The sequence below is a fragment of the Arcanobacterium haemolyticum DSM 20595 genome (assembly GCF_000092365.1).
GTDB classification, from domain to species: Bacteria; Actinomycetota; Actinomycetes; order Actinomycetales; family Actinomycetaceae; genus Arcanobacterium; species Arcanobacterium haemolyticum.
The window spans coordinates 1,844,010-1,864,380 of sequence record NC_014218.1 but is presented as its reverse complement, the minus strand read 5'-3'; the positions used below and the strand labels follow the sequence as shown (position 1 = coordinate 1,864,380).

General features: G+C 54.3%; 23 protein-coding genes. 19 read left to right on the top strand and 4 right to left on the bottom strand.

The genetic code is table 11. The annotated features are described in order from the left end of the window. Positions 1 to 80: 80 nt before the first annotated feature. The 5 genes from ARCH_RS08665 (at position 81) to ARCH_RS08655 (ending at position 1,751) form a co-directional block, all read left to right on the top strand. Positions 81 to 401 (top strand): WhiB family transcriptional regulator, encoded by a 321-nt coding sequence (locus tag ARCH_RS08665; protein ID WP_013170894.1) that lies wholly within the window; start codon positions 81 to 83, stop codon positions 399 to 401. Positions 402 to 446: 45 nt separating this feature from the next. Beyond that, positions 447 to 605 carry a hypothetical protein gene (locus ARCH_RS10155; protein WP_013170893.1) on the top strand — a complete coding sequence of 53 codons (159 nt, stop codon included), beginning with the start codon at positions 447 to 449 and terminating at the stop codon, positions 603 to 605. Continuing rightward, positions 602 to 1,069, top strand: a complete 468-nt coding sequence (locus tag ARCH_RS08660) for a RidA family protein (protein WP_013170892.1) — start codon at positions 602 to 604, stop codon at positions 1,067 to 1,069. The genes ARCH_RS10155 and ARCH_RS08660 overlap by 4 nt, the downstream gene beginning before the upstream one ends. Before the next feature lie 103 nt (positions 1,070 to 1,172). Beyond that, positions 1,173 to 1,361 (top strand): hypothetical protein, encoded by a 189-nt coding sequence (locus ARCH_RS10015; protein WP_138975361.1) that lies wholly within the window; start codon positions 1,173 to 1,175, stop codon positions 1,359 to 1,361. Positions 1,362 to 1,445: 84 nt separating this feature from the next. Further along, positions 1,446 to 1,751 (top strand): hypothetical protein, encoded by a 306-nt coding sequence (locus ARCH_RS08655; protein WP_041640465.1) that lies wholly within the window; start codon positions 1,446 to 1,448, stop codon positions 1,749 to 1,751. Between the two features lie 302 nt (positions 1,752 to 2,053). On the opposite strand, the gene ARCH_RS08650 is transcribed toward ARCH_RS08655, so the two are convergent. After that, positions 2,054 to 2,731, bottom strand: a complete 678-nt coding sequence (locus ARCH_RS08650; protein ID WP_013170890.1) for a Crp/Fnr family transcriptional regulator — start codon at positions 2,729 to 2,731, stop codon at positions 2,054 to 2,056. Between the two features lie 214 nt (positions 2,732 to 2,945). Between ARCH_RS08650 and nth the strand changes: the two genes are divergently transcribed. Next, positions 2,946 to 3,626 carry an endonuclease III gene (gene nth, locus ARCH_RS08645; RefSeq protein WP_013170889.1) on the top strand — a complete coding sequence of 227 codons (681 nt, stop codon included), beginning with the start codon at positions 2,946 to 2,948 and terminating at the stop codon, positions 3,624 to 3,626. Positions 3,627 to 4,196: 570 nt separating this feature from the next. Continuing rightward, on the top strand, positions 4,197 to 4,757 hold the full coding sequence (locus ARCH_RS08640; protein WP_049765862.1) for an endonuclease domain-containing protein: 561 nt from the start codon (positions 4,197 to 4,199) through the stop codon (positions 4,755 to 4,757). A gap of 152 nt (positions 4,758 to 4,909) precedes the next feature. Here ARCH_RS08640 and ARCH_RS08635 read toward each other — a convergent pair whose 3' ends face one another. Together ARCH_RS08635 and ARCH_RS08630 are read right to left on the bottom strand one after the other, a co-directional pair. Further along, complete coding sequence (locus ARCH_RS08635) at positions 4,910 to 5,806, bottom strand: alpha/beta fold hydrolase (protein WP_013170887.1); 897 nt, start codon at positions 5,804 to 5,806, stop codon at positions 4,910 to 4,912. Positions 5,807 to 5,907: 101 nt separating this feature from the next. Further along, positions 5,908 to 6,945 (bottom strand): hypothetical protein, encoded by a 1,038-nt coding sequence (locus ARCH_RS08630; protein WP_013170886.1) that lies wholly within the window; start codon positions 6,943 to 6,945, stop codon positions 5,908 to 5,910. Positions 6,946 to 7,127: 182 nt separating this feature from the next. On the opposite strand from ARCH_RS08630, the gene ARCH_RS08625 reads away from it, so the two are divergent. From ARCH_RS08625 to ARCH_RS09800, 9 genes are all read left to right on the top strand, one after another. Beyond that, positions 7,128 to 8,144, top strand: a complete 1,017-nt coding sequence (locus tag ARCH_RS08625) for a P-loop NTPase family protein (RefSeq protein WP_013170885.1) — start codon at positions 7,128 to 7,130, stop codon at positions 8,142 to 8,144. Continuing rightward, a complete protein-coding gene (locus tag ARCH_RS08620) occupies positions 8,144 to 9,304 on the top strand; it encodes a TadA family conjugal transfer-associated ATPase (RefSeq protein ID WP_013170884.1) in 1,161 nt (386 codons plus the stop codon). Before ARCH_RS08625 ends, ARCH_RS08620 begins: the two co-directional genes overlap by 1 nt. 53 nt (positions 9,305 to 9,357) lie before the next feature. Further along, positions 9,358 to 9,960: a type II secretion system F family protein gene (locus tag ARCH_RS08615; RefSeq protein WP_138975358.1), complete on the top strand. Its 603-nt coding sequence runs from the start codon at positions 9,358 to 9,360 to the stop codon at positions 9,958 to 9,960. 65 nt (positions 9,961 to 10,025) lie between these two features. After that, a complete protein-coding gene (locus tag ARCH_RS08610) occupies positions 10,026 to 10,484 on the top strand; it encodes a hypothetical protein (protein ID WP_138975357.1) in 459 nt (152 codons plus the stop codon). A 931-nt stretch (positions 10,485 to 11,415) separates the two neighbouring features. Further along, positions 11,416 to 11,577, top strand: a complete 162-nt coding sequence (locus tag ARCH_RS10565; protein ID WP_389400827.1) for a type IV toxin-antitoxin system AbiEi family antitoxin — start codon at positions 11,416 to 11,418, stop codon at positions 11,575 to 11,577. 258 nt (positions 11,578 to 11,835) lie between these two features. After that, positions 11,836 to 12,018 carry a hypothetical protein gene (locus ARCH_RS08600; protein ID WP_013170880.1) on the top strand — a complete coding sequence of 61 codons (183 nt, stop codon included), beginning with the start codon at positions 11,836 to 11,838 and terminating at the stop codon, positions 12,016 to 12,018. A 276-nt stretch (positions 12,019 to 12,294) separates the two neighbouring features. Next, entirely contained in the window at positions 12,295 to 12,489 is a 195-nt protein-coding gene (locus ARCH_RS08595) for a DUF4244 domain-containing protein (RefSeq protein WP_013170879.1), read from the top strand. A gap of 223 nt (positions 12,490 to 12,712) precedes the next feature. Then, positions 12,713 to 13,090, top strand: a complete 378-nt coding sequence (locus tag ARCH_RS08590) for a hypothetical protein (protein ID WP_138975356.1) — start codon at positions 12,713 to 12,715, stop codon at positions 13,088 to 13,090. After that, on the top strand, positions 13,080 to 13,478 hold the full coding sequence (locus ARCH_RS09800; RefSeq protein ID WP_013170877.1) for an Rv3654c family TadE-like protein: 399 nt from the start codon (positions 13,080 to 13,082) through the stop codon (positions 13,476 to 13,478). Before ARCH_RS08590 ends, ARCH_RS09800 begins: the two co-directional genes overlap by 11 nt. On the opposite strand, the gene ARCH_RS08585 is transcribed toward ARCH_RS09800, so the two are convergent. Continuing rightward, the gene (locus ARCH_RS08585; RefSeq protein ID WP_013170876.1) at positions 13,384 to 15,720 is read right to left on the bottom strand and encodes a DEAD/DEAH box helicase; all 2,337 of its coding nucleotides are present in this window, start codon (positions 15,718 to 15,720) and stop codon (positions 13,384 to 13,386) included. The genes ARCH_RS09800 and ARCH_RS08585 overlap by 95 nt on opposite strands. Positions 15,721 to 15,983: 263 nt before the next feature. Here ARCH_RS08585 and ARCH_RS08580 point away from each other — a divergent pair, with 263 nt between their 5' ends. The 3 genes from ARCH_RS08580 (at position 15,984) to ARCH_RS08570 (ending at position 20,361) form a co-directional block, all read left to right on the top strand. After that, positions 15,984 to 17,786 (top strand): ribonucleoside triphosphate reductase, encoded by a 1,803-nt coding sequence (locus tag ARCH_RS08580; protein WP_013170875.1) that lies wholly within the window; start codon positions 15,984 to 15,986, stop codon positions 17,784 to 17,786. Positions 17,787 to 17,812: 26 nt separating this feature from the next. After that, positions 17,813 to 18,556 carry an anaerobic ribonucleoside-triphosphate reductase activating protein gene (locus ARCH_RS08575; RefSeq protein WP_223804394.1) on the top strand — a complete coding sequence of 248 codons (744 nt, stop codon included), beginning with the start codon at positions 17,813 to 17,815 and terminating at the stop codon, positions 18,554 to 18,556. Between the two features lie 314 nt (positions 18,557 to 18,870). Further along, the gene (locus ARCH_RS08570) at positions 18,871 to 20,361 is read left to right on the top strand and encodes a DUF7059 domain-containing protein (protein WP_013170873.1); all 1,491 of its coding nucleotides are present in this window, start codon (positions 18,871 to 18,873) and stop codon (positions 20,359 to 20,361) included. Positions 20,362 to 20,371: the final 10 nt, after the last annotated feature.

The window sequence follows — 20,371 nt, the reverse complement described above, 5'->3', positions numbered from 1 at the left end:
TGCCAGGAAGCCGGTAGCATACTAGTGATAGAGGTCACGAGTATGTGGGGTAATGGTGCCCTGCTCGGAGGGTTTTCGTTATGAGCTTGGCTTATCAAGAGCAGACGTGGGCTGTTCGCGCGGCATGCGCAGGAGCGGATCCTGATTCACTTTTTGTCCGTGGGGCGGCGCAGCGTCAGGCGCGGAATGTGTGTTTTTCCTGCCCGGTTCGCTTGGAGTGTTTGGCGGATGCGTTGGATTCGAATGCTGCGTTTGGTGTGTGGGGTGGTTTGACTGAGCGTGAGCGGCGGGCTTTGTTGCGCAGGTTCCCTGATGAAGAGAACTGGTTTGATCGCTTGGTGAATTCTGAGGAGCAGCTCGCGGTTGAGTTGCGGGCGGGGCGTGTTCCGCGTTTGAGTTAGGTGCGCGTATTCCCTTGGGCGGTTTTTCCCAGTAGTCTTGAGGGTATGAAGAAATTTGAGTATGTTACGTTACCGTTGTTGATTCATAATACGAAAGCGATTTTGGATCAGTGGGGTGATGATGGTTGGGAGCTGGTTACAGTTGTGCCAGGTCCGAATGGTAGTCAGAATCCGATTGCGTACATGAAGCGTGAGAAGCAGTGAGCGTTTCTGTTTCTGAGCGTTTGGCTCAGTTGGGGATTGTGTTGCCAGCGGTTGCTGATCCGGTTGCGTCGTATATTCCTGCGAAGTGTGGTGGTGGCGTTGTTCGTACGTCTGGCCAGCTTCCGTTTGTGGATGGCGTGTTGCCGGTTACGGGCAAGGTTGGTGCTGAGGTTTCGCCTGAGGTGGCTTATGAGCAGGCGCGCGTGTGTGCGTTGAATGCGTTGGCTGCGGTTGCGTGGGTTGTGGATGGTGATCTTGATCGGGTTGCGTCTGTTTCTCACGTGACTGGTTTTGTTGCGTCTGATCCTGAGTTTTTTGGGCAGCCGGGCGTGGTGAATGGCGCTTCGGATGTGTTGGGTGAGATTTTTGGCGACGACGGTGCACATACCCGTTCCGCCGTTGGCGTGGCTGTTTTGCCTCTGAATGCTCCTGTTGAAGTGGAGCTGACTGTTACTCTTCGGTAATTATTGGGAACTTTTCGTATGCGATAAAGTACGGAACGATTTCTGGGTTGGCCTGCATCTTTTCACGGTTTTCTGTGGAGTAGATGTAGGCCTTTTCCCATATGTGGTTGAATTCTTTGAAGATTTCTTGGGCTTGTTCTGTGGTGAGGAATGCTTCGGAGAGTATGGCGTGGTGGTGAGCGGTTCATTCTTAGTGACGCTGGTATGCGTTGGGTGTGCGGCGCTTCCGTTACCTGTAGCAAACTCCGCCTCCAATGTCTGGTGTATGAACGAAATCCCTGACGATTATTGAGTAAAATTCAATTTGTCCCAGTTTTTCAAAAGTTGTGAAAACGCTTCAGGGCAGTTCTGCGGATATCGCTTCTGTAAAGTCTTCTTGTGGAGATTTATTCGGAGGATCCGAGTAGCAACTACTGATTTTGAAATAAAGGCAGAGGTTGACAGGCTTGCGAAAAAGTTTGAACAAGAAATTGAAGGAATCGATGAGAAGGCGTTTGCTAAGCTCTCCAAGGAGTTGAAGGATTCTATCGAGAAGGTTAAGACAGGGAAGGCTGATAAGTTTAATTCGAAGCTTACGAACCCTGATGTGAAACCAGAACTCATCTACGTAACCCCAATCGTTGGCGGCGTAGTGCCTAACGCATCTGATCCAGCTGCTTTGCGACATCAAGCCAGTCGTTGAGATCACACCAAGGCGTACGCTACGTCGTCGCCGTTAACGGCGTTGCACTCAAGCCAGTTGCGGGCAACCCAAAGCGAAAAGGAAGAATCCGGTAACGGACTTGCAAAGACCGGTCTTGCACTTGCTGGACTCTCTGCACTCTCTATCTTCAGAGGGGCAGTAATCCGCCGTCGTAAAGACTGAAACCCGGATAGGTAAAACCACAAAGTGAGCCCCGAGACGCGAACGCGCCTCAGGGCTCACCAAACACACAAACAAAAAGAGGCGGGCTACCGTGTGATAGCCCGCCTCTTATACAAAAATCAATGAGCGCGACGCTGCAAACGCTGAACCTGAATCAACAACACAGCCCGACCCTCAAGACGAATCCAACCACGCGACGTAAAATCAGCCAACGACTTATTCACAGTCTCACGCGACGCACCCACCAAATGAGCCAACTCTTCCTGAGTCAAATCATGCGCAACATAAATACCTTCCTGAGTACGCTCACCAAAACGCTCCGCCAAATCAAGCAAAGCCTTCGCAACACGACCAGGAACATCAGAAAACACCAAATCAGCCATCTGCTGATTCGTAGTACGCAACCGGCGCGCAAGCTCACGCAACATCGACTTAGCCATCGCAGGATGCGAATCAATATACGACATCATATCCTTATGCGACAACGAAAGAAGCGAAGTAGACGCAATCGCCGTAACCGTAGACGAACGCGCGCCCAAATCAAACAACGTAAGCTCACCAATAATCTCACCAGGACCAAGAACCGCAATCAAATTCTCACGGCCATCATCAGCAGTATGCGAGAGCTTCACCTTACCATCAGTGACTACGTAGAGACGATCACCTGAATCGCCCTCATGGAAAAGCGACTCACCACGCTTCAAAGTGGTCTCGGACATGAGTGAAAGCAGATCGGCGCGCTCGGCGTCATCCAACTCCCGGAAAAGCTCCACATGAGCCAAAACGGTGGAATCCATCCGAATTCCTTTCAATAGTGACAGCAAGGACAAGACCCGCGTGTGTGCGAGGTCATACGTAACTAAGTTTGCCACGTTTTTCCTCAATAGGCACGCTTTATCGGGATATTGCGTGAAGGTGATTCCAAATTCCAGAAACTAAATAGGGAAAATTGCCTAAACTGGAGGGGCAGTTTGGCTTGGCTGGTTGGGATGGAATAGTGAGGTGGCCCAGATGGTAGAAACAAAGAAAGCGCGGAAACCAACGCGACCACGATCGCTAAAGGCGCGTCGTGAACAAGCCCAAAAAATCATAAACCGGCTCGCAGAACTCTACCCAAACTCCCACTGCGCGCTGGAACACCGAAACGCGTTCGAACTACTCGTAGCCACCGTGCTATCAGCACAAACAACCGATGCACGCGTCAACTCCGTAACCCCAAACCTCTTCGCCACCTTCCCAAACCCCGAAACCATGGCCAAAGCGCCCCTGGAAGTGCTCGAAGACATACTGCACCCACTCGGGTTCTACCGGGCCAAAGCACGATCACTCAACGGACTAGCCAACGGGCTCATGGAACGATTCGGCGGAGAAGTACCAGGGACACTCGAAGAACTCATCACGCTACCAGGCGTAGGGCGGAAAACCGCCAACGTGGTACTCGGGAACGCTTTCGGAGTGCCAGGAATTACTGTAGACACACACGTTGGGCGACTATCGCGGCGATGGGCATGGACCCGCGAAACCGACCCCGTCAAAGCCGAAATGGATTTGGCGAAAATCCTGCCACACAGCGAATGGACCATCATCTGCCATCGGGTGATAGATCACGGGAGGCGGGTTTGCCATTCGCGCAAACCCGCCTGCGAGGCCTGCCCAATGACGGATCTGTGCCCATCGTTTGGGCTGGTTTAGGGCTGGTTTAGGGCTGGGGTTGGCTGCTGGGGCGGATGGGCCAGCTGGTTACTAGCAAAGCTGGATCTGACGCAAAACTCACTTATTTCCGGCGATAGGGCCATATATGGGGCTATCACTGGCTGTGGGTGAATTTTACGTAAATCAGAGGGGTTGACGTGGGGTATAAGTAGGTTTTTGAGGTATGGATAAGGAAGAAATAGACGCCTTTGTGGAAAACTGAAGGGAAGTTCTCCACAGGGCGGTGGAAAAATAAAATCGTCCGTGGCGCTACTTTGCTTAGCTAGAGGCATGGCGAATATTTTCAGGCGGTATGATTGGCATGGAACTCCGCAGGCATTTTGCAAAGCTCTAAGACAAAAACGAATAAAATCGCTCGGGCATAGATGGTACTCCCTTGAATATCCGAGCGAACCATACAGAACAGCGTGCAAACACGGGTTTTTGATTGGGTGCCTTACGGCACTGCGCCACCATAATATATGGGTGCCTGAACACAGGGAAATACATTTTATTGCGCGCCGAAGTACTCCAAAAGTAGATCTGCCAGGGGCGTGTGTACATCGAGCAATGCTGCGGTCAGACTATGCGTGGCATACGCCGCCCGCACAAGCAGATAAATTGATAGTTCCGTTGGCTGATGCGTTAGAGCAAGCCCTTCATTACCACGATGCTGAAACTGGGTTAATCCTTGTGGAATCAATGCTCAACCTCAAGAAGATTGATTGCGAGGCCGCCGATTATTTTATCTCGCGAGTACAAACTGAGAAGCAGACAGTCTTGAAACGTTACATCACCAACTCTCAATCAGGGAGTGAAACTCGGATGCGGAATTTTCTTATATCCAAAAGATACAAAGTTCAGGCGCAAGTATATATAGAAGGAGTAGGGAGAGTGGATCTGCTTGTTGGTAATTCACTCATCATCGAGTGTGACAGTACAGCCTTTCACAGCCAACCCCTGCAAGTCGCACAAGACCGGATGCGAGTGATAGAAGCGAAGAAGCGAGGATATGAAACTCTGCGGTTCAGCTATCAACAAATCTGGCATTCATGGGAAGAAACACAGCAATTTTTATGTTCGTACCTGAAACAAGGTCATCATTTGAAGCAGCCTAAGCGGCTAGGCTGACGCAAAACTCACTTATTTCCGGCGATAGGGCCATATATGGGGCTATCGCCGGCTGTGGGTGAATTTTGTGTAAAAACCCGTAGGAGGCAGTGGCTGGAGTGTGGTTGAGGGGAGTGGGTGGGGTGCGGCTGAGGGGTGTGGCTGGGCTTGGCTCAGCGCAAGAAGTCCAGAATAATTTGCGTGGCCGCTTCGGGAGCTTCTTCCGGGATGAAGTGGCCGGTGGGAAGGGTGATTAAACGGTAATCGCCGATCGCGAATTCGGCATCCTTGTTCCAGGCGCGGGCGGGGAGTAGCGGATCGGATTCGCCGCGCACAGCCACAACTGGCAGGCGTACAGAATGGGCAGATTCGCGTAGGTAGGCGCGGCCTGATGGGCGCTGTTGAGCAAGGTACATCCAGCGCAGTTGATCGATCGCCGTATCTGCACCCGGGAGCGCAAGGGCTTCCGCGTATCGCTTGGCTTCGCTGGAGGCGCCCACATTTCCTGGCGCAGACCATTCGGTGAGGAGCTTGTGGAGTTTGCGTTCGTTTGTAAAGAAACGGGCGGAAAGGGAGCGGGCCACTGTGGCCAACGCATACTTCCATGTGCGCAGTGTGAGGTGTGTGCCTATGCGCTGGAGTGTGCGCGGATGAGGAGAGGAGAATGTGATCAGCCCACTGAACAAATTCGGTTCCATCGATACCGCAGACCATGCCAATGCTCCGCCGCGCCCTTGGCCAACGATCACAGTTTTGCGGGCGCCAAGTGTTTGCACGATCTTTGCTAAATCCTGAGCAAGCGTGAAGCCATCTTCCGATTTAGGAGTTTTATCCGACCCTCCGATCCCGCGTTGATCGATCGCCACAACCTGATAGCCAGCCTGTGCGATGGCATCGATCTGATTCCGCCACGCCCACCAATACTGTGGGAAGCCGTGAACTAAAAGAACAAGCGGCTTGGTTTCTGAATATTCTCCGGCAACAACGATGTGGAACTGTGCCCCATTTGCCTGTATCAGCCGGTGTTCCCAAGGGCCGGGGATTGTGATGCACGTGGTATCGGCAGGCATGGTCTACCTCGAATCGTTGGAGAAAGTTGTTAGCGGAATAATGGCAAGAATAGCGGGATACAGGTGACGCGGGCCGCGAGGCCCGCGTCAGACTGCATTGCTTATTTTTCGTCAGTTGTTTCTGGTGCCGTGGCCGGCAACAGAAGTTCGCGGCGGGTGATGGCTGTTGCGTAGACTTGCCCGCGGCGGCGCGCCGAATGGGCGGCAACGCCAGTCATAAACAAGATGAAACCAAGGATCGCGATGCGTCCGGTTCCGAAGTCGAGTTCTAGGTGGTGGATCACGTTTCCGGTGAACGCGTTGTAGCTTCCGATCTGGGCATCAAGCCAGGCGATCCCGCGCTGCGCGAACGCCGGCACGATTAGCGCGATCAGCCCGCCCACAGTAACGAAGGCACCCCAGAACTGTGCGCCTAGGGACGATGCGCGCGCCAGTAGCCAAATCAACGCGATAGTCACAAGCCCGCCCAAGAGTTCAATGAAGGGGAAGAGCGCGAAGGATTTTGCGGCCCACGGGTTGTTTTCTACTAGGTAGAAGCGGGCGCCGGCGTCGGAAATCAGGTACCACGCGAGTGGGAGCAGAAGGAGTGTGGCGAAAAAACTTCCGGTGTGAGTCCAGCCGCGGCTTGCGGGTTTGTCTGGGATGTCGGTGATGTTGCCTGGATCTTGGTTCCATTCGTCGCGGTGTTCGCCGAGCGGGAGTTCGTCTGCTGCTTCCATTACAGAGGTGCGGGTTGGTGCGGCGTTGTCTGCCGCCGCGGCAACAGCGATGGCTGCGGGCGCAACGGTTTCGGTTTCCCCGAAGAAGGTTCCGAGCGTTGGGTTTGTGTTTTCTGCGGGTGCGGCAGGTGCCGGGAGGTCTGGATCTGGCATGGTTGAATTCGGTTCGACGTTGGCGAATTGGTTTGCGCTGTAGTGTGGTTCGGCTGGTTGATCCCACCAGGCTTTTTCTTCTTGTGGGAGTGGTGGGACGTCACCGAAGTCAGGCGCGTTATCGGTTTCTACCGTGTCGTTGGCGATCTCTTCGGCCGGAGTTTCGGGTAGTGTGCGTTCAGTTTTTTCGACGATTGGTTCGAGAATGTGGTCGTCGTCAAACGGCCGCGGGTTGGCCGAGTTGTACGGATCGTTTGGTGTGGTCACGATTCCTCCTGTTGCTTGTTATGTCCACGCTATCGTTTCTTGCCGGTTTTTGTGGGGAAGTTGGCGGTGTTTTGGCCGAAAAGTAAGGCAGGCCATGACTGATTTTTGTGGATAATTTGAGTTTTCCACAGATTTTTGGCGTGCGGTGCAGGGCGACCTTGCGGTGCGAGATGGTGGGGTTTATGAGAACGACGACGCGGCGGGCCACGCCAGAACTAGAACTTGTATCAGTGTTGTATCGGGGAAATGATGCGCGCATCGAAAAAGAATTGCGGCGATTATCTGATCTGGTGGGATTAGATTTTCAGGCTGTGAGCAGGGATGATCGCTCTGTTGATGGGGTGTTACGGTTCCATTCAGATGGGCTTGATCCCTATGAAGTAGAGGCGAGCTTCCATGCGATGTTTGCGCCTTTCTTCGCTGCGGGTGTGGCGCGGTTTCATGTGCGGGATGAAGCGGCGGACGTGATGGCGTTGATGAGCGCCGTGGGTGTGACTGTTCGCGGAAATATTGTGGGCGTGTTCGGGGCACATGGCGGTGCTGGAGCAACCATGGTGGCGGCGTGGCTGGCGCGGCTGGTGGATAGTGGACCGGTGGCTTTGGTGGATTTGAATGTGTGTTCGGAATCGTGGGAAGCGCGGTTCGGGTTGAGTGAAGATGCCACTACGCGGGCAGACGTTGGCAGCAGGCGCGGGGCGTTGTTGCCAGGGAAGCTGGCTGATTCGTTGGAGGAATGGCATGGGGTGCGAATGTTGCCGGCTGGGCGCGATGGCGGAATGGGCGTGGGCGATTGGGGCCAGCGGGTGGTGACTGCCCTAGCTCAGGTTCATGCGTGGACTTTCGTTGATATGGGCGTTTTGGGTGCGAACGTGGAATGCCAGCGGGAGTGGGCTACGTGGTGTGATGTGGTTGTGGTGGTGACTCACGGGAGCACTGCTGATCTGCATGAATGCCGTGGAAAGTTGGCTCATCTGCAAGGGATCTGTGAACCGATCGTGGTGGCTAATGAGGTGGGGTCTACGTTGGAAGCGGATCACGCTGCCACCGTGCTGGATTGGAGAGCGGTGTTTCCGGTGCGATTCTTGCGCAGTTCGCAATCGGATTCTGAACACGGCGTGATGCCAGGGGATCGCACGCGGTGCCGAACGGCGAAAGACATGACTCGGCTTTGGCATGTTATTCGTGAAACGGTGGAGTGATGGCACGGCTAGGAACTGACCAGATTGATGTTATTCGGCGCCGGCTGGCGTCTGGCACCACCCAAGTTCAAGCGATTAAGGCTCAACCGGGTTTGCTCACGAGTAACGACGTCGCTCTGGCTGACGCTCAGATTCGCCACGAAGTAATCGGTGCTGGCGCCACGATCGGGCCACTACTTGAAGATCCGCAGGTCACCGACGTGATCGTGAACGGCCCTGGCGCTGTGTGGATCGATCGTGGAGCAGGAATGGAACAGATAGAGATCGCATCGGGCGATGAGGGGCTGTACTCGGCGGCGGGTGTGCGGGCGCTCGCGGTTCGGCTAGCTGCACTCTGCGGCCAACGTTTGGACGATTCCAGCCCGATCGTGGATGGAACATTTTCTTCCGGCGTGCGGCTCCACGCTGTTATCCCTCCGCTATCCGCCACGGGAACACTCATCTCGCTGCGTACCCACCGGGCGCGAGTTCTTCCGCTGGAAGAACTCGCCGCTTCCGGCTCTATCCATCCGGCTCTTGTTCCCATGTTGAGCGCTATGGTTAGCCGAAAAGCGAATGTCATCATTTCTGGTTCCACAGGTTCAGGGAAAACCACCCTACTCAATGCCATGCTCAGCCGTGTGCCACATAACGAACGCATTCTCGTTATCGAAGAATCGGCCGAACTCGCCCCCGAACACCCACATGTAGTTCACATGCAAGTCCGGCGCGCCAACGTACAAGGTGCTGGCGAAGTCACCATGAGCGATCTTGTGCGAGCCGCGATGCGTATGCGGCCCGATCGGATCATTCTTGGCGAATGCCGCGGCGCCGAAGTCCGGGATGTATTGGGCGCCCTTAACACCGGCCACGAAGGCGGTTGGGCCACCATCCACGCCAATTCGGCCCACGATGTTCCCGCCCGCCTGGTTGCCCTTGGAGCCCTCGCACACATGAACGAAAGTACTGTTGCCGCCCAAGCATCCAGCGCTTTAGACGCCATCATTCATGTGGAACGCCACGGGAGCTGGCGCGGAATAGCTCAGATTGGTACTTTACGCAGGCACGACGGCGAACTCATCTCAGACGTTGCCGCACACATCACCCCAACTCGAATAATATCTGGGCCTGCCTTGGCTTCCCTCTGCGAGCGATTGGACGTCCCATGCTTGCCGTCATAATCATCTGCCTTGTAGCCTTCGTTAGCCTTCCCGCACAGTCGAAGAAAAGAACGATGAAAGGAAAGTCGCGGCCCCGTCGTCGCCCCTCACCCCGCAAAGTGAGCCTAGATATCGGGATGCTGATGGCGGAAGTGGCCACTCGGCTACGCTCAGGGGCAAGCGTGGAGAGCGCGTGGGAGCGGAGCCTCGCGCCGCTCGGCGGAATCGGTGGGCGAATAGGGGCCGACGGGATCCCGCAAACCCTGCGAACCATCTGGGAACTTGGCTGGTGGGAGCGCAAAAAGCGGCGAATATCCAAAGGCGCCCACGCGGCTATCCCATCCGCGTTCGTCGTGTGCCGAATGTCCGCCGGAACAGGCGCGCCGGTGGCCGACGTACTCGATACCTGTGCAAGCGGCATCACCGACGCCGGCGAGGCCGCCTCCGCCCGTGACATCGCCCTGGCCGGGCCGCAAACCTCCGCATTTATGCTGGCTGCGCTACCCGGCGTGGGAATCGGATTCGGCACGATGTTAGGCGCAAACCCACTCGGATTCTTCTTCTCATCCATCATTGGAGCCGGCGTTCTGATCCTTGGTCTCAGCGCCGAATTCGCCGGAATCTGGTGGGTGTGGAGGCTTGTTGCGAAAGCTCGAAAAGAAAGTGAAGAAATGTGATTCTGCTAGGTGTTCTCCTATTTTCTACCCTCTTGGTGGTGCCGCCGCGGCGAATGTGCCTGAACATGAAACCGGTGGAAGGGAGTGTGGATATGGCGGTCGTGCTGGATGTTGCGGCCGCTGCTTTGATGTCTGGGGCCTCTCTGCCCGTAGTACTACGGCATTTGGCCGGTGCTCTTGACGGATTAACCGTGGGGGTTTCCTCAAGCCCCAGCGCCAAACTCTCCGAAGTGGCAAACATGCTGGTTATGGGCGCAACATGGGATGAAGCCTGGGTCGGCGTGGACGGCTACGATCTGCTGGCGCGGGCGCTGAAGCCAGCATGGGTAGATGGGGTGGCACCCGTGCCACTACTGCAGCGGGCAGCTCAAACCCATCGGCTGACCCAGGTGCGTCGGGCGAAGGAAGCCGCCGCCCGGCTCGGGGCTGCGCTCGTGATGCCGTTAGGGCTCTGCTTCCTCCCAGCCTTCGTCATCCTTGGTGTGGTGCCGGTGGTTGCTGGGGCGGCGTCGTCGATCTGGTGAACTGTTGGTGATCGTTCGCGCATGGTGTTCATGTGTTCATGCGACATGAAAATATGAATTTTGTGAACGCCTCGAATCTGCCACGTCATGTTAAACCAATATTGGAAGAGTACGGTCTTCACGTGAGACGAAAGCTGAGTATGACGATGTCTATAGTGCGGAAACTGGGCTCCATGAAACGATACTGCTTGGGAAGAAAGGTTCTGCTGAACCCTTTGACATTTATGTAAAACGTGGATTACGTGCGCAAACGGCAGTTTTATACTTCGGTACAGTGCTTCGCCATGCGGAAAAAAGAGAACGTCAAACCTTTGTGCATTTCAGATCGAATCGTTGGATCGGTTGCTGATTTGGCGCGTCGTATGAAAGTTCCCTATGCTGATTTGTCGGGAAATGCTTGGATTCCAGGTGAAAATTTTTAGTTTTTGTTGAAGGGAAGGCTAAAAAGAAACTCGGTCGGCAATGGTGAGCGGATTTACCAAAACCGATTTACGAAATGTTGCATGGTTGCTAAGCGGCCCTTCACTGGTTCAGGGAACGATGCGAGAAGTGAGCGATCGTGCTGGAACTTCCATCGGGTCTGTGCATAACACGTGCGAAAAAATACGTACGAACGGATTCCTTTCTTGTGGAAGTGTAAGGAACCGAGATCGGCTTGCGAAAGAATGGGTGGAATCCTATCTTAGCCGTGGCGGAATTCATCGGTATGAACGAACCTTTTATGTTCCCGATAGGAGCAAGCTTTATGAACAAATCGCGGGAAGTGATATGCGCCTAGGTGGCGAACTGGCAGCTGAAGTAATGGGCTGGCCGATTATCTCCATCCATGGGATAGTTTACGTGTCTCACATACCTGAATTTCTTGCACGAGTAGCCACAGTGAGTCCCCGAGAAGGGGCTCCTCAAGCTGCTTGCCTAAAACCATCAACCGTTGCAACCACCCCTAGAATCCGCCAAGTTCCCATGCCTCCTGGGGGAAAGGGTAGACAACGTTACTCAAACTATGGTGGTGCTCGCTGATATGTTGGCAAGCAGGGATCCACGGCAAATTGAGGTAGCGCAGGAGGTTTTTGATGGAGGATTACAGCATTGACATCATAAGCTCCCAAGAGATGTGATTGAAGCACTTCAAGTTTTAACTGAAAATTTTGAACTGCATGATGCTTGATATGTTGTTATTGGAGCGCTTGCACGAGATATGGTGACTACGCATTTTCTTGAGATAGAGCAAAAGCGTGCAACAAAAGATATTGATGTTGGCCTATACGTGGATATTGTGCCGTTTTGCTCGTGTAAAGATGGGGAAGCACAAAATCAGTTTCTTCCGTGACAGCGTGTTAGATACGACGGAATGCGTGAAGCCTATAAAACGTCTGTCAAAGTCAAAATCGCTGATGGGCTGATAGTGAATTCTGCTTCGATCTATGCCTTAATTGACTACGATCCATTGTTATTCGGTCCTGCATGGTTAGGGGTTGGTGCAGCACGTATTGCGGAGGAAGAAAACCCGATCGGTAGTGCTAGCCGTACTTGATGAAAATAGTGCACCTCTTGCGCAAGATATGTCTACACAGCTTGCCTTTGAACAGATTGGCGCATGCGGGGTTTTAAATATGCATGCGGCGATAAAAGTTTGTGAGATGCCTGCACTGGACTTGGGCGCATTGTAAAAAGTTATCCACATTTTCTTCTAAATTGAAAATAATCCACGGAAAAAATAATCCGGTGCACGGGCCCTTCATTTTTGGCACACTAAATACATCACCAAACGTGATTAAAAAACATCAAACAACAATAAATGGAGGATATTATGAAAACTCTCATCGCACGCATGAAGAAGAACGGTAAGGCTGCTGAAAAGGGCATGGTCTCTGCGGAATACGCTGTGGGTACTGTGGCAACTACCAGTATTGCAGGAGTCCTTATTTGGCTGGCTCAGCAGGATTGGTTCAAAGAAATCTTCGCTGCTTTGTTCAAAATGCTTTTTCGAGCATTTATCGGTTAGCGGGCGTCCGTTTATGTATCTCCTCAGCGGAATCATGTGAGTTTTCTGTGGCAGCCCAAGTGGCTGCCACAGAAAAAGAGTGCACCAGGTGTCTACATGATCTCTGTGCGCAAAGGCTTTAATAAATAAAGCCAGTCATGATTCGCTCTCGGTGAAGAAAAGTTGGTGAATTGAGAAAGGGAGAGAAGTGGTAAATCGCAAGGTGAATCATAAGGTAAAACGCGTGGTTAATCGTCAGACTAAACCTGCATCGAACCGATATCTATCCTCGCGTGAAGTAGGTATGGTGAGCGTTGAAACGGCGCTCAGCATTGGCCCGCTTATCGCTGTGGTCGGTCTGCTTCTCATGCCGTTATTCGGCTGGATCTATGCTGCTGACGCAGGAAATTCTGCCCGTGAAATTGCGCGAGAATACGCGATACATCATGATGCGGCTGCGCGGATTTCCCGTGCAGAAAGCGAAGGGAAAGTTGTACGGATACGTCAAGATGGGAATTACATTGACGTCACTGTTACCCGCAAACTCCCCGCAGCAATGTCGTGGCTGGGCGTGAACCTTTCTGGCAGTCATCGAATGATGGTGGAGCCTAATGGGTATTAATTGGCAGTCACTTACTAATCGGCAACCGCCTGTTCGGGTTGAACGTGGATCCGGAACTGTGCTTGCCCTGGCAGGCATGGCTGTGCTCCTAGCAGTGGGTGGGCTCCTGCTCATCCTAGGCTGGGGGCTGAACGAAAAACAGGAACTCCAAGATTCTGCGGACCTGGCTGCTCTCTCCGGTGCTCACGCCTATCGGGCAGTGGGAACTGAGCGGGCAGCGTGTGACGCTGCCCGCCACGCGGCCAAGGACCGGGAGATGACGTGCTTCGTTGATCGATCCCGGGTGAGCGTGGTTATTCGGAGTCCAGTTGATGCGTTCGGTTTTCACCTTCAGGCACGGGCTCGTGCAGGCCCACGGAATCCCATTGATCCAGCGCTGCTGCCATAAGGAGGAGTGCTCCATCTTTCGAGAGTGGATTGTTGTTGTTTCCGCACTTGGGAGATTGGATGCATGATGGGCAACCGGATTCGCATGGGCATGTGGCCAAGGTTTCGAATGTTGTGCGTAGCCACGCTGGGCCAGCGTAGAATCCGCGAAGCGACGCGCCCGATCCGCCCGCAAAAGCATCATGAACAATGATCGTTGGGCGGCCAGTATCTGGATGAACCATTGTGGATAGGCCACCCAAATCCCATCGGTCACACGTGGCCAGCAATGGGAGAAGTGCGATCATCGTGTGCTCTGCTGCGTGCAGTGCGCCTGGAAGATCGGCGGTGTCGATTCCGGCTTCTCGGGTAGTGGATTCTTTCAACGTGAGCCATGTGCCAGCCGTGATAAATTCACGCAACGGCATAGTCAGCGGCACGTTGCCAAGATATACGCCATCCGAAACGCGCCGAACATCGTAACCAACCACCTGCGAACGTACGTTTACCATGCCCGTACACCACTGGCCATCGGGCAAGTTAATCGTATGAGCAGTGGAGACGACATCCACGGATGTTTCAGTGCGTGCAAACGTCCGGATATCTGTATCTGGAGCGGGGTGAGCCAGTGCCACATCTGTACCCAGCTCTTCAATCTCAAACGGTTGGCCTTGGTGTAGATAGATCGCTCCAGGAAACACAGTGCTATCAGCGCGAGCATAATCCACGGTTCCTATCACCGAACCATCAAGAGAATTGATGATGGAGATCGTATGCCCAGCATCTCGTAAATCAAGCAGCCCATGTGGTTCGATCCGCGTGGTGGTGTTCCAAAACCATCCGTCTGGGCGCTTGCGCAACAAATCAGATTCCACCATCTGATCAAACATGTCTGTAGAAGTTAACGAAAAGATCGGAAGATCTGCACGGGTGAGTGGCAGTTCATGGGCTGCCGCAGCTAAATGAGAAGGGAGAATCCATGGATTCGACGGATCGAATGTTGGCGATTCCGGAGGGGGAGACGCCAACAATGAGGGGTGATTAATGATGTAGTTATCAAGCGGATTATCGCGGGCCACAAATACTGCCAACCCCGTTGTGCCAGCACGCCCAGCCCTACCAATTTGCTGTTGGAAAGAAGCATACGTGCCAGGCCACCCCGTAACCACGGCAGCATCAAGCTCGTCAATATCAATGCCCAGCTCTAACGCTGACGTTGTAGCCAACGCGCGCAACCTACCGGATCGCACATCGGCCTCTAACTCGCGCCGATCTTCCGGTAAATAACCGCCACGATAAGCGGCCACTGCCGATACTAAATCGGGGTGAGTATCGCGCAAGCGCTCGCGAACCAGTTCGGCCACACGTTCAGTTCCAGGCCGGGAACGCACAAAGGTTAGCAACCGTTTGCCCTCTGTTATCAACGCAGCAGTTACATCGGCTGCCTGGAGATTAGCGGAATCACCAGAGGAGAGCGTGTAGATGTCACGGGCGCCTGCCGGCGAACCGTCGTCGTCAATCGCCACCACCTGGCCAAACGCCTCCCCAAGAAAACGTTGGGCTGCACTACGTGGATCACCAGACGTTGCCGAAAGGAAAATGACCTGCGGATGTGCTCCGTAATGTGCGGCCAAACGAAGCGTGCGGCGCAAAATAATCGCCACGTGAGCCCCGAAATTACCCCGGTAATGATGGAACTCATCAATCACGATGAAGCGCAAACCCCGCCACAAGCGCGCCCAATTCTCATGCCTACTCAACATAGAAAAATGGAGGAAATCAGGGTTTGATAACACAATATCAGCGTGATCGCGGGCAAAATCCCGTGCCACTTTATCGCTATCGCCATCCGCCGTAGTGATTGCTATGGCGGGATCTACATCGTAGGCCAACGATCGCAGGCTCGTGAATTGATCCGCCGCCAACGCCTTTGTTGGAGAAAGATAGATGGTAGTTGGGCGCCGCTGGCGCGTTGCCAACGAACGTGACTGGCTGAAATTGCCTAGCGTAGAAAGCGCAGGCACCCAAGCCGCCATCGACTTACCTGAACCTGTACCTGTGGCCACCACAATATGGTTGCCCCTATCCAGTTCTTCGATAGCGCGTTGCTGGTGAATCCACGGATGTTTCATGCCACGAGCAGATAAAACCTGGCGCAGACCAAGGGGAATAGACCGCGGCCACGTTCCATAACGCTCCGGCCGCGGAGGAATCGTGAGGTGACCGGTGATGGAATCAGAGAAAGATTCGGGGAAGGAAAGCATAGGTGTAGTGTCTCATTTTTTGATCTTTGAAGTGCGTTTCGTGAGACGGTAAAAAATAGAGGAAGTGAGCTATGTCATTAGGGGATTTTCTCAAAGGTGTGTCGTCCGCGAGATTTAGCCATACTTTTACGTCGAGAGAAATTAAAGGTGAAATCACTATATGTGGGGTATGCGTGTTGGGGTAGATCTACATGTAGGGAACGGAGTACGGTGTGTCCTACTGAAAGACACCATCAATGAAGAAATGAAGAGAGGTAGCGATCGTGAGTCACCAGATCGATCCCGTGCAATCAATCCAGGAGTACATTACTCGTGCAGATTGGCGAGTGAACGCGAATGCGAACCAGGATTACTCCCTCGGCGGCCTCATCCTCAACAATGCAGGCAAGATGGTGGCGAACTACTGGCTCGATGAAATCTTCAGCGAAGATGCCGGACAAGCACACCGCGAAGGCGATATTCATATTCACGATCTCGATATGCTTTCCGGCTACTGCGCAGGCTGGTCGTTGCGGCGGCTCCTTGAAGAAGGCTTCAACGGCGTATCCGGTGCTATCGCATCCAACCCGCCAAAACACTTCTCCTCTGCCTGCGGCCAGATAGTCAACTTCCTCGGCACACTCCAAAACGAATGGGCCGGCGCTCAAGCCTTCTCTTCATTCGATACCTATATGGCGCCATACGTGCGGCTTGATGGGCTGGGGTATGAGGACGTTAAACAGCACATCCAAGAACTGATCTACAACCTCAACGTGCCATCACGCTGGGGAAGCCAATGCCCATTCACCAACCTCACCTTCGATTGGACCTGCCCTGCAGATCTAGCAGAACAAAACCCGCTGATTGACGATGAACTCTGCGATTTCACATACGGGGAGTTGGCAGAAGAAATGGCCATGATTAACAAGGCCTACATGGAAGTCATGATCAGTGGCGATGCCAACGGGCGCGTATTCACCTTCCCAATCCCTACCTACAACATCACCAAAGATTTTGATTGGGAATCCGAAAACGCCACCCTCCTATTTGAAATGACAGCCAAATACGGGCTGCCCTACTTCCAAAACTTCATCAACTCAGAACTCGATCCAGGCATGATCCGCTCCATGTGCTGCCGGCTCCAGCTGGATATGCGCGAACTACTCAAACGCGGAAACGGCCTGTTCGGATCAGCAGAACTCACCGGCTCCATCGGTGTGGTCACCCTCAACATGGCCCGCCTCGGATATCTATATGCAGGCGATCGCACCCGCCTCTATGAACGGTTGGATGCACTACTAGAGATGTCGCGCGATACGCTGGAACGTCGTCGTCGTGCCGTCCAAAACTTCATGGACGCAGGCCTCTACCCATACTCGCAACGCTACCTGGGAACACTCAACAACCACTTCTCAACCATCGGCGTGAACGGTATGAACGAAATGGTGCGCAATTTTACGCTCGACGACTATGACATCACCGACCCGCGCGGCCACAAAATGGTGGCAGAAATGCTCGACCATATCAACGAACGCCTAGTGAACTTCCAAGAACGCACCGGAAACCTTTACAACCTCGAAGCTACCCCGGCAGAAGGAACCACCTACCGGCTCGCGAAGGAAGATGGCAAACGCTTCCCGCACATCATCCAAGCCGGAACCCCAGATCATCCGTACTACACCAACTCGTCCCAACTCCCCGTTGGCTACACAGACGATGCGTTCGAAGCGCTCGAACTGCAAGACGAACTCCAATGCAAATACACCGGCGGAACCGTACTCCACCTCTACATGAACGAAGCAATCTCCTCCGCCACCGCCTGCAAAGAAATCGTGCGCCGCGCGCTCACCCGATTCTCACTTCCCTACATTACGATCACCCCAACCTTCTCAATCTGCCCGGTCCACGGCTACCTCTCCGGCGAACACGAAACGTGCCCAACCTGCGCGTCCACCCGCCCAGCCGAACCACAAGAATGCGAAGTCTGGACCCGAGTGATGGGATACTTCCGCCCAGTCAAGTCCTTCAACATCGGAAAGAAGGGCGAATACGCTGAGCGAAAGATGTTCGTGGAGAAAGCCCTATAACCTCCATGACCGTGCAAAAAACGAGTGTGTCTGACCTTTCGATCGCTGGTTTCGTGCCCCTTTCCACGATCGATTGGCCAGACACACTATGCGCAACAGTCTTTCTTCAAGGTTGCCCGTGGCAGTGCGTCTACTGCCAAAATCGCGAATTGATAGATCCGCGCGCGTGCGGACAAGTGGAATGGGCAGACGTGCGCCAATTTTTAACCAGGCGCCGCGGCCTTCTTGACGCCGTTGTGTTTAGTGGCGGCGAAGCCACCCGGCAGCCCGCCCTGAAAGCGGCCATTGCAAATGTTCGAGAACTCGGCTTCAAAGTTGGCCTCCACACTGCAGGCGCCTATCCCGCACGTTTCGCAGAAATTGTGCGGGACGTGGACTGGGTAGGGCTCGATATTAAGGCCCTCCCATCAAAGTATTCTTCGATTATCGGAGCCGATGCTGGGGTGAAAGCCTGGCAATGTTTAGATATTTTGTTGGCTGAAGTGGAGCGCCGGCGCGAATTCACCGATTCGCAGCTCCGCTACGAAGTGCGAACCACTGTATTTCCTGAATCGGATGTGGCCGCTGATCTGCCCGCAATCCTAGCGATGTTACGTAAACGCGGGGTAGAGACGTTTGCCTTGCAAGAGGCGCGCACCCGCGGAACCTCGCCTGCCTTCCAAGAATCGGCCCGCACCTGGGATATCGCCCAGTGGCGCGAAACATGGAACGGGCTTGTGAAGGCAGTGGAGTCTGCGCAATTCCACACCTCGCTGATCCGGCCTGCCTAGGGAAAATTATCCCGGAGTTCTTACGGAAAAATCACTTATTTCCGTAAAATAGACTCATATAGAGGCCTATCGCCGGCTGTGGGTGAGTTTTGCGTAAAAAGGAGGTCAAAGATTGGGGGCACATGGGCAGCAAGAATCGCGATATCTCAGCAGAGAACGAAGCCGATAATTCTTCTTGCACGTCAGTTGGCAATAGCTGGCTATTTTGGGATTAGGGATCTTGGGTTGATGGCGTATATCCAGCATTGGATTAGCTAGTTCCCTCATCAAAATCGGGATTTAGCCCGCGCCGGTTCGCCCGGCATAATAGGGGCATGAAGAATTTTCGCTTTTTTGATCAGTTGCGCGCCGATTTGCGCGATTTCACCCCGGAACGCATCACGGCAGAGTTGGGTGCGGGGGCGCTCGCGGCCTTGGCGCGCGATGAGGCCGTGCCTGCGGAACTCGCTGCGCGCCGCGCCGGGAGCCAGGTTGGTGCGCTGGTTCGGTTGTGGTGGGTTGGCGATACGTTGAGTGACCACGACCTTGCACTCGCCCTTCCCAAAACCGTTGCCGCAGGTGGTTACGATATTCCGGAGCTGTTCGAAGAAGTAAAGAACGGAAAGCGCGCCAAGTTCCAGATCGTTCCAGTAGAAAGCCGCCACGGCGTTATTTGGCTGGCTTCTGATCGCGGCTCGCTCCAAGGCGCCCGCCACACCACCGATCATGTGATGGGGGTTGGGGGAGCAACACGAACGCTCGCATCGTTGGCTACCTATCAGGCGGGCGATTCGGTTCTTGATCTGGGAACGGGCTGCGGAATCCATGCGATCATTGCGGCGAAAGCCGGCGCCCATGCAACCGCCACCGATATTTCGCAGCGGGCGTTGGATTACGCGCAGTTCAACGCACGCCTAAACGGGGTCACGATCAACACTCGGATCGGTTCACTGTTTGAGCCGGTGGCAGGGGAGACGTTCAGCGTTGTCGTCTCAAATCCGCCGTTCGTTATCACGCCATCGGACGTGCGGGACAGCGTGGGCACGCTCGAATATCGCGACGGTGGCGCGCCAGGCGATACGCTGGCTGCCACGGTGGTGGCCGGGCTCGATGCTCACGTGGCCCCTGACGGAAACGCATACATGCTGGCCAACTGGGAAATCGAAGCAGGCCACGAATGGAATGAACACCCGCAAGCCTGGTTCGCACAAACCAACGCGGATGCCATCGTGATCCAACGTGAAGTCATCCCAGCCGATGCCTACGTAGAAATGTGGCTCCACGATGGCGGCCTGCGCGCCGGACACCCGGACTACGCGCCCGCCTACCGCGCCTGGATCAACGATTTTGCCAAACGAAACGTCACCCATGTGGGATTCGGGTACGTGCTTGTTCGCGCGTCGGAAACGTCACAGCCATGGCACGTGTTCCACGATCTACGTGGCCAGATGCCGCCCAATGTCCACGACGCCCTGGAACGTATGTGGTCTGCCAAGAACGTCACACCCGAAACGCTGCCAGCCCTCCACCTAAGCGCGAACGACCTAGCCGAACACCGCCGCTACCACCCAGGCGAAACAGAACCATGGCTCATCACGTTCTCCTCCAACTCCGCCTTTTCGGACGAAATGCAGGCAGACACGGCCCTAGCCGGATTCCTCTCCGTCTGTGACGGCGAATTGAGCGCCGGCGCGATCATGGACGCGCTCGCGAATCTGCTCGAAATCGCCCCGGCAGTCCTCCGCGAAAGCCTCACCCCACACGTTATCCACATGGTCCAAACTGGGTTCCTGAGCGTGGTGGATAACTGTGAACCTGTGGATTGATTTGGGTGTC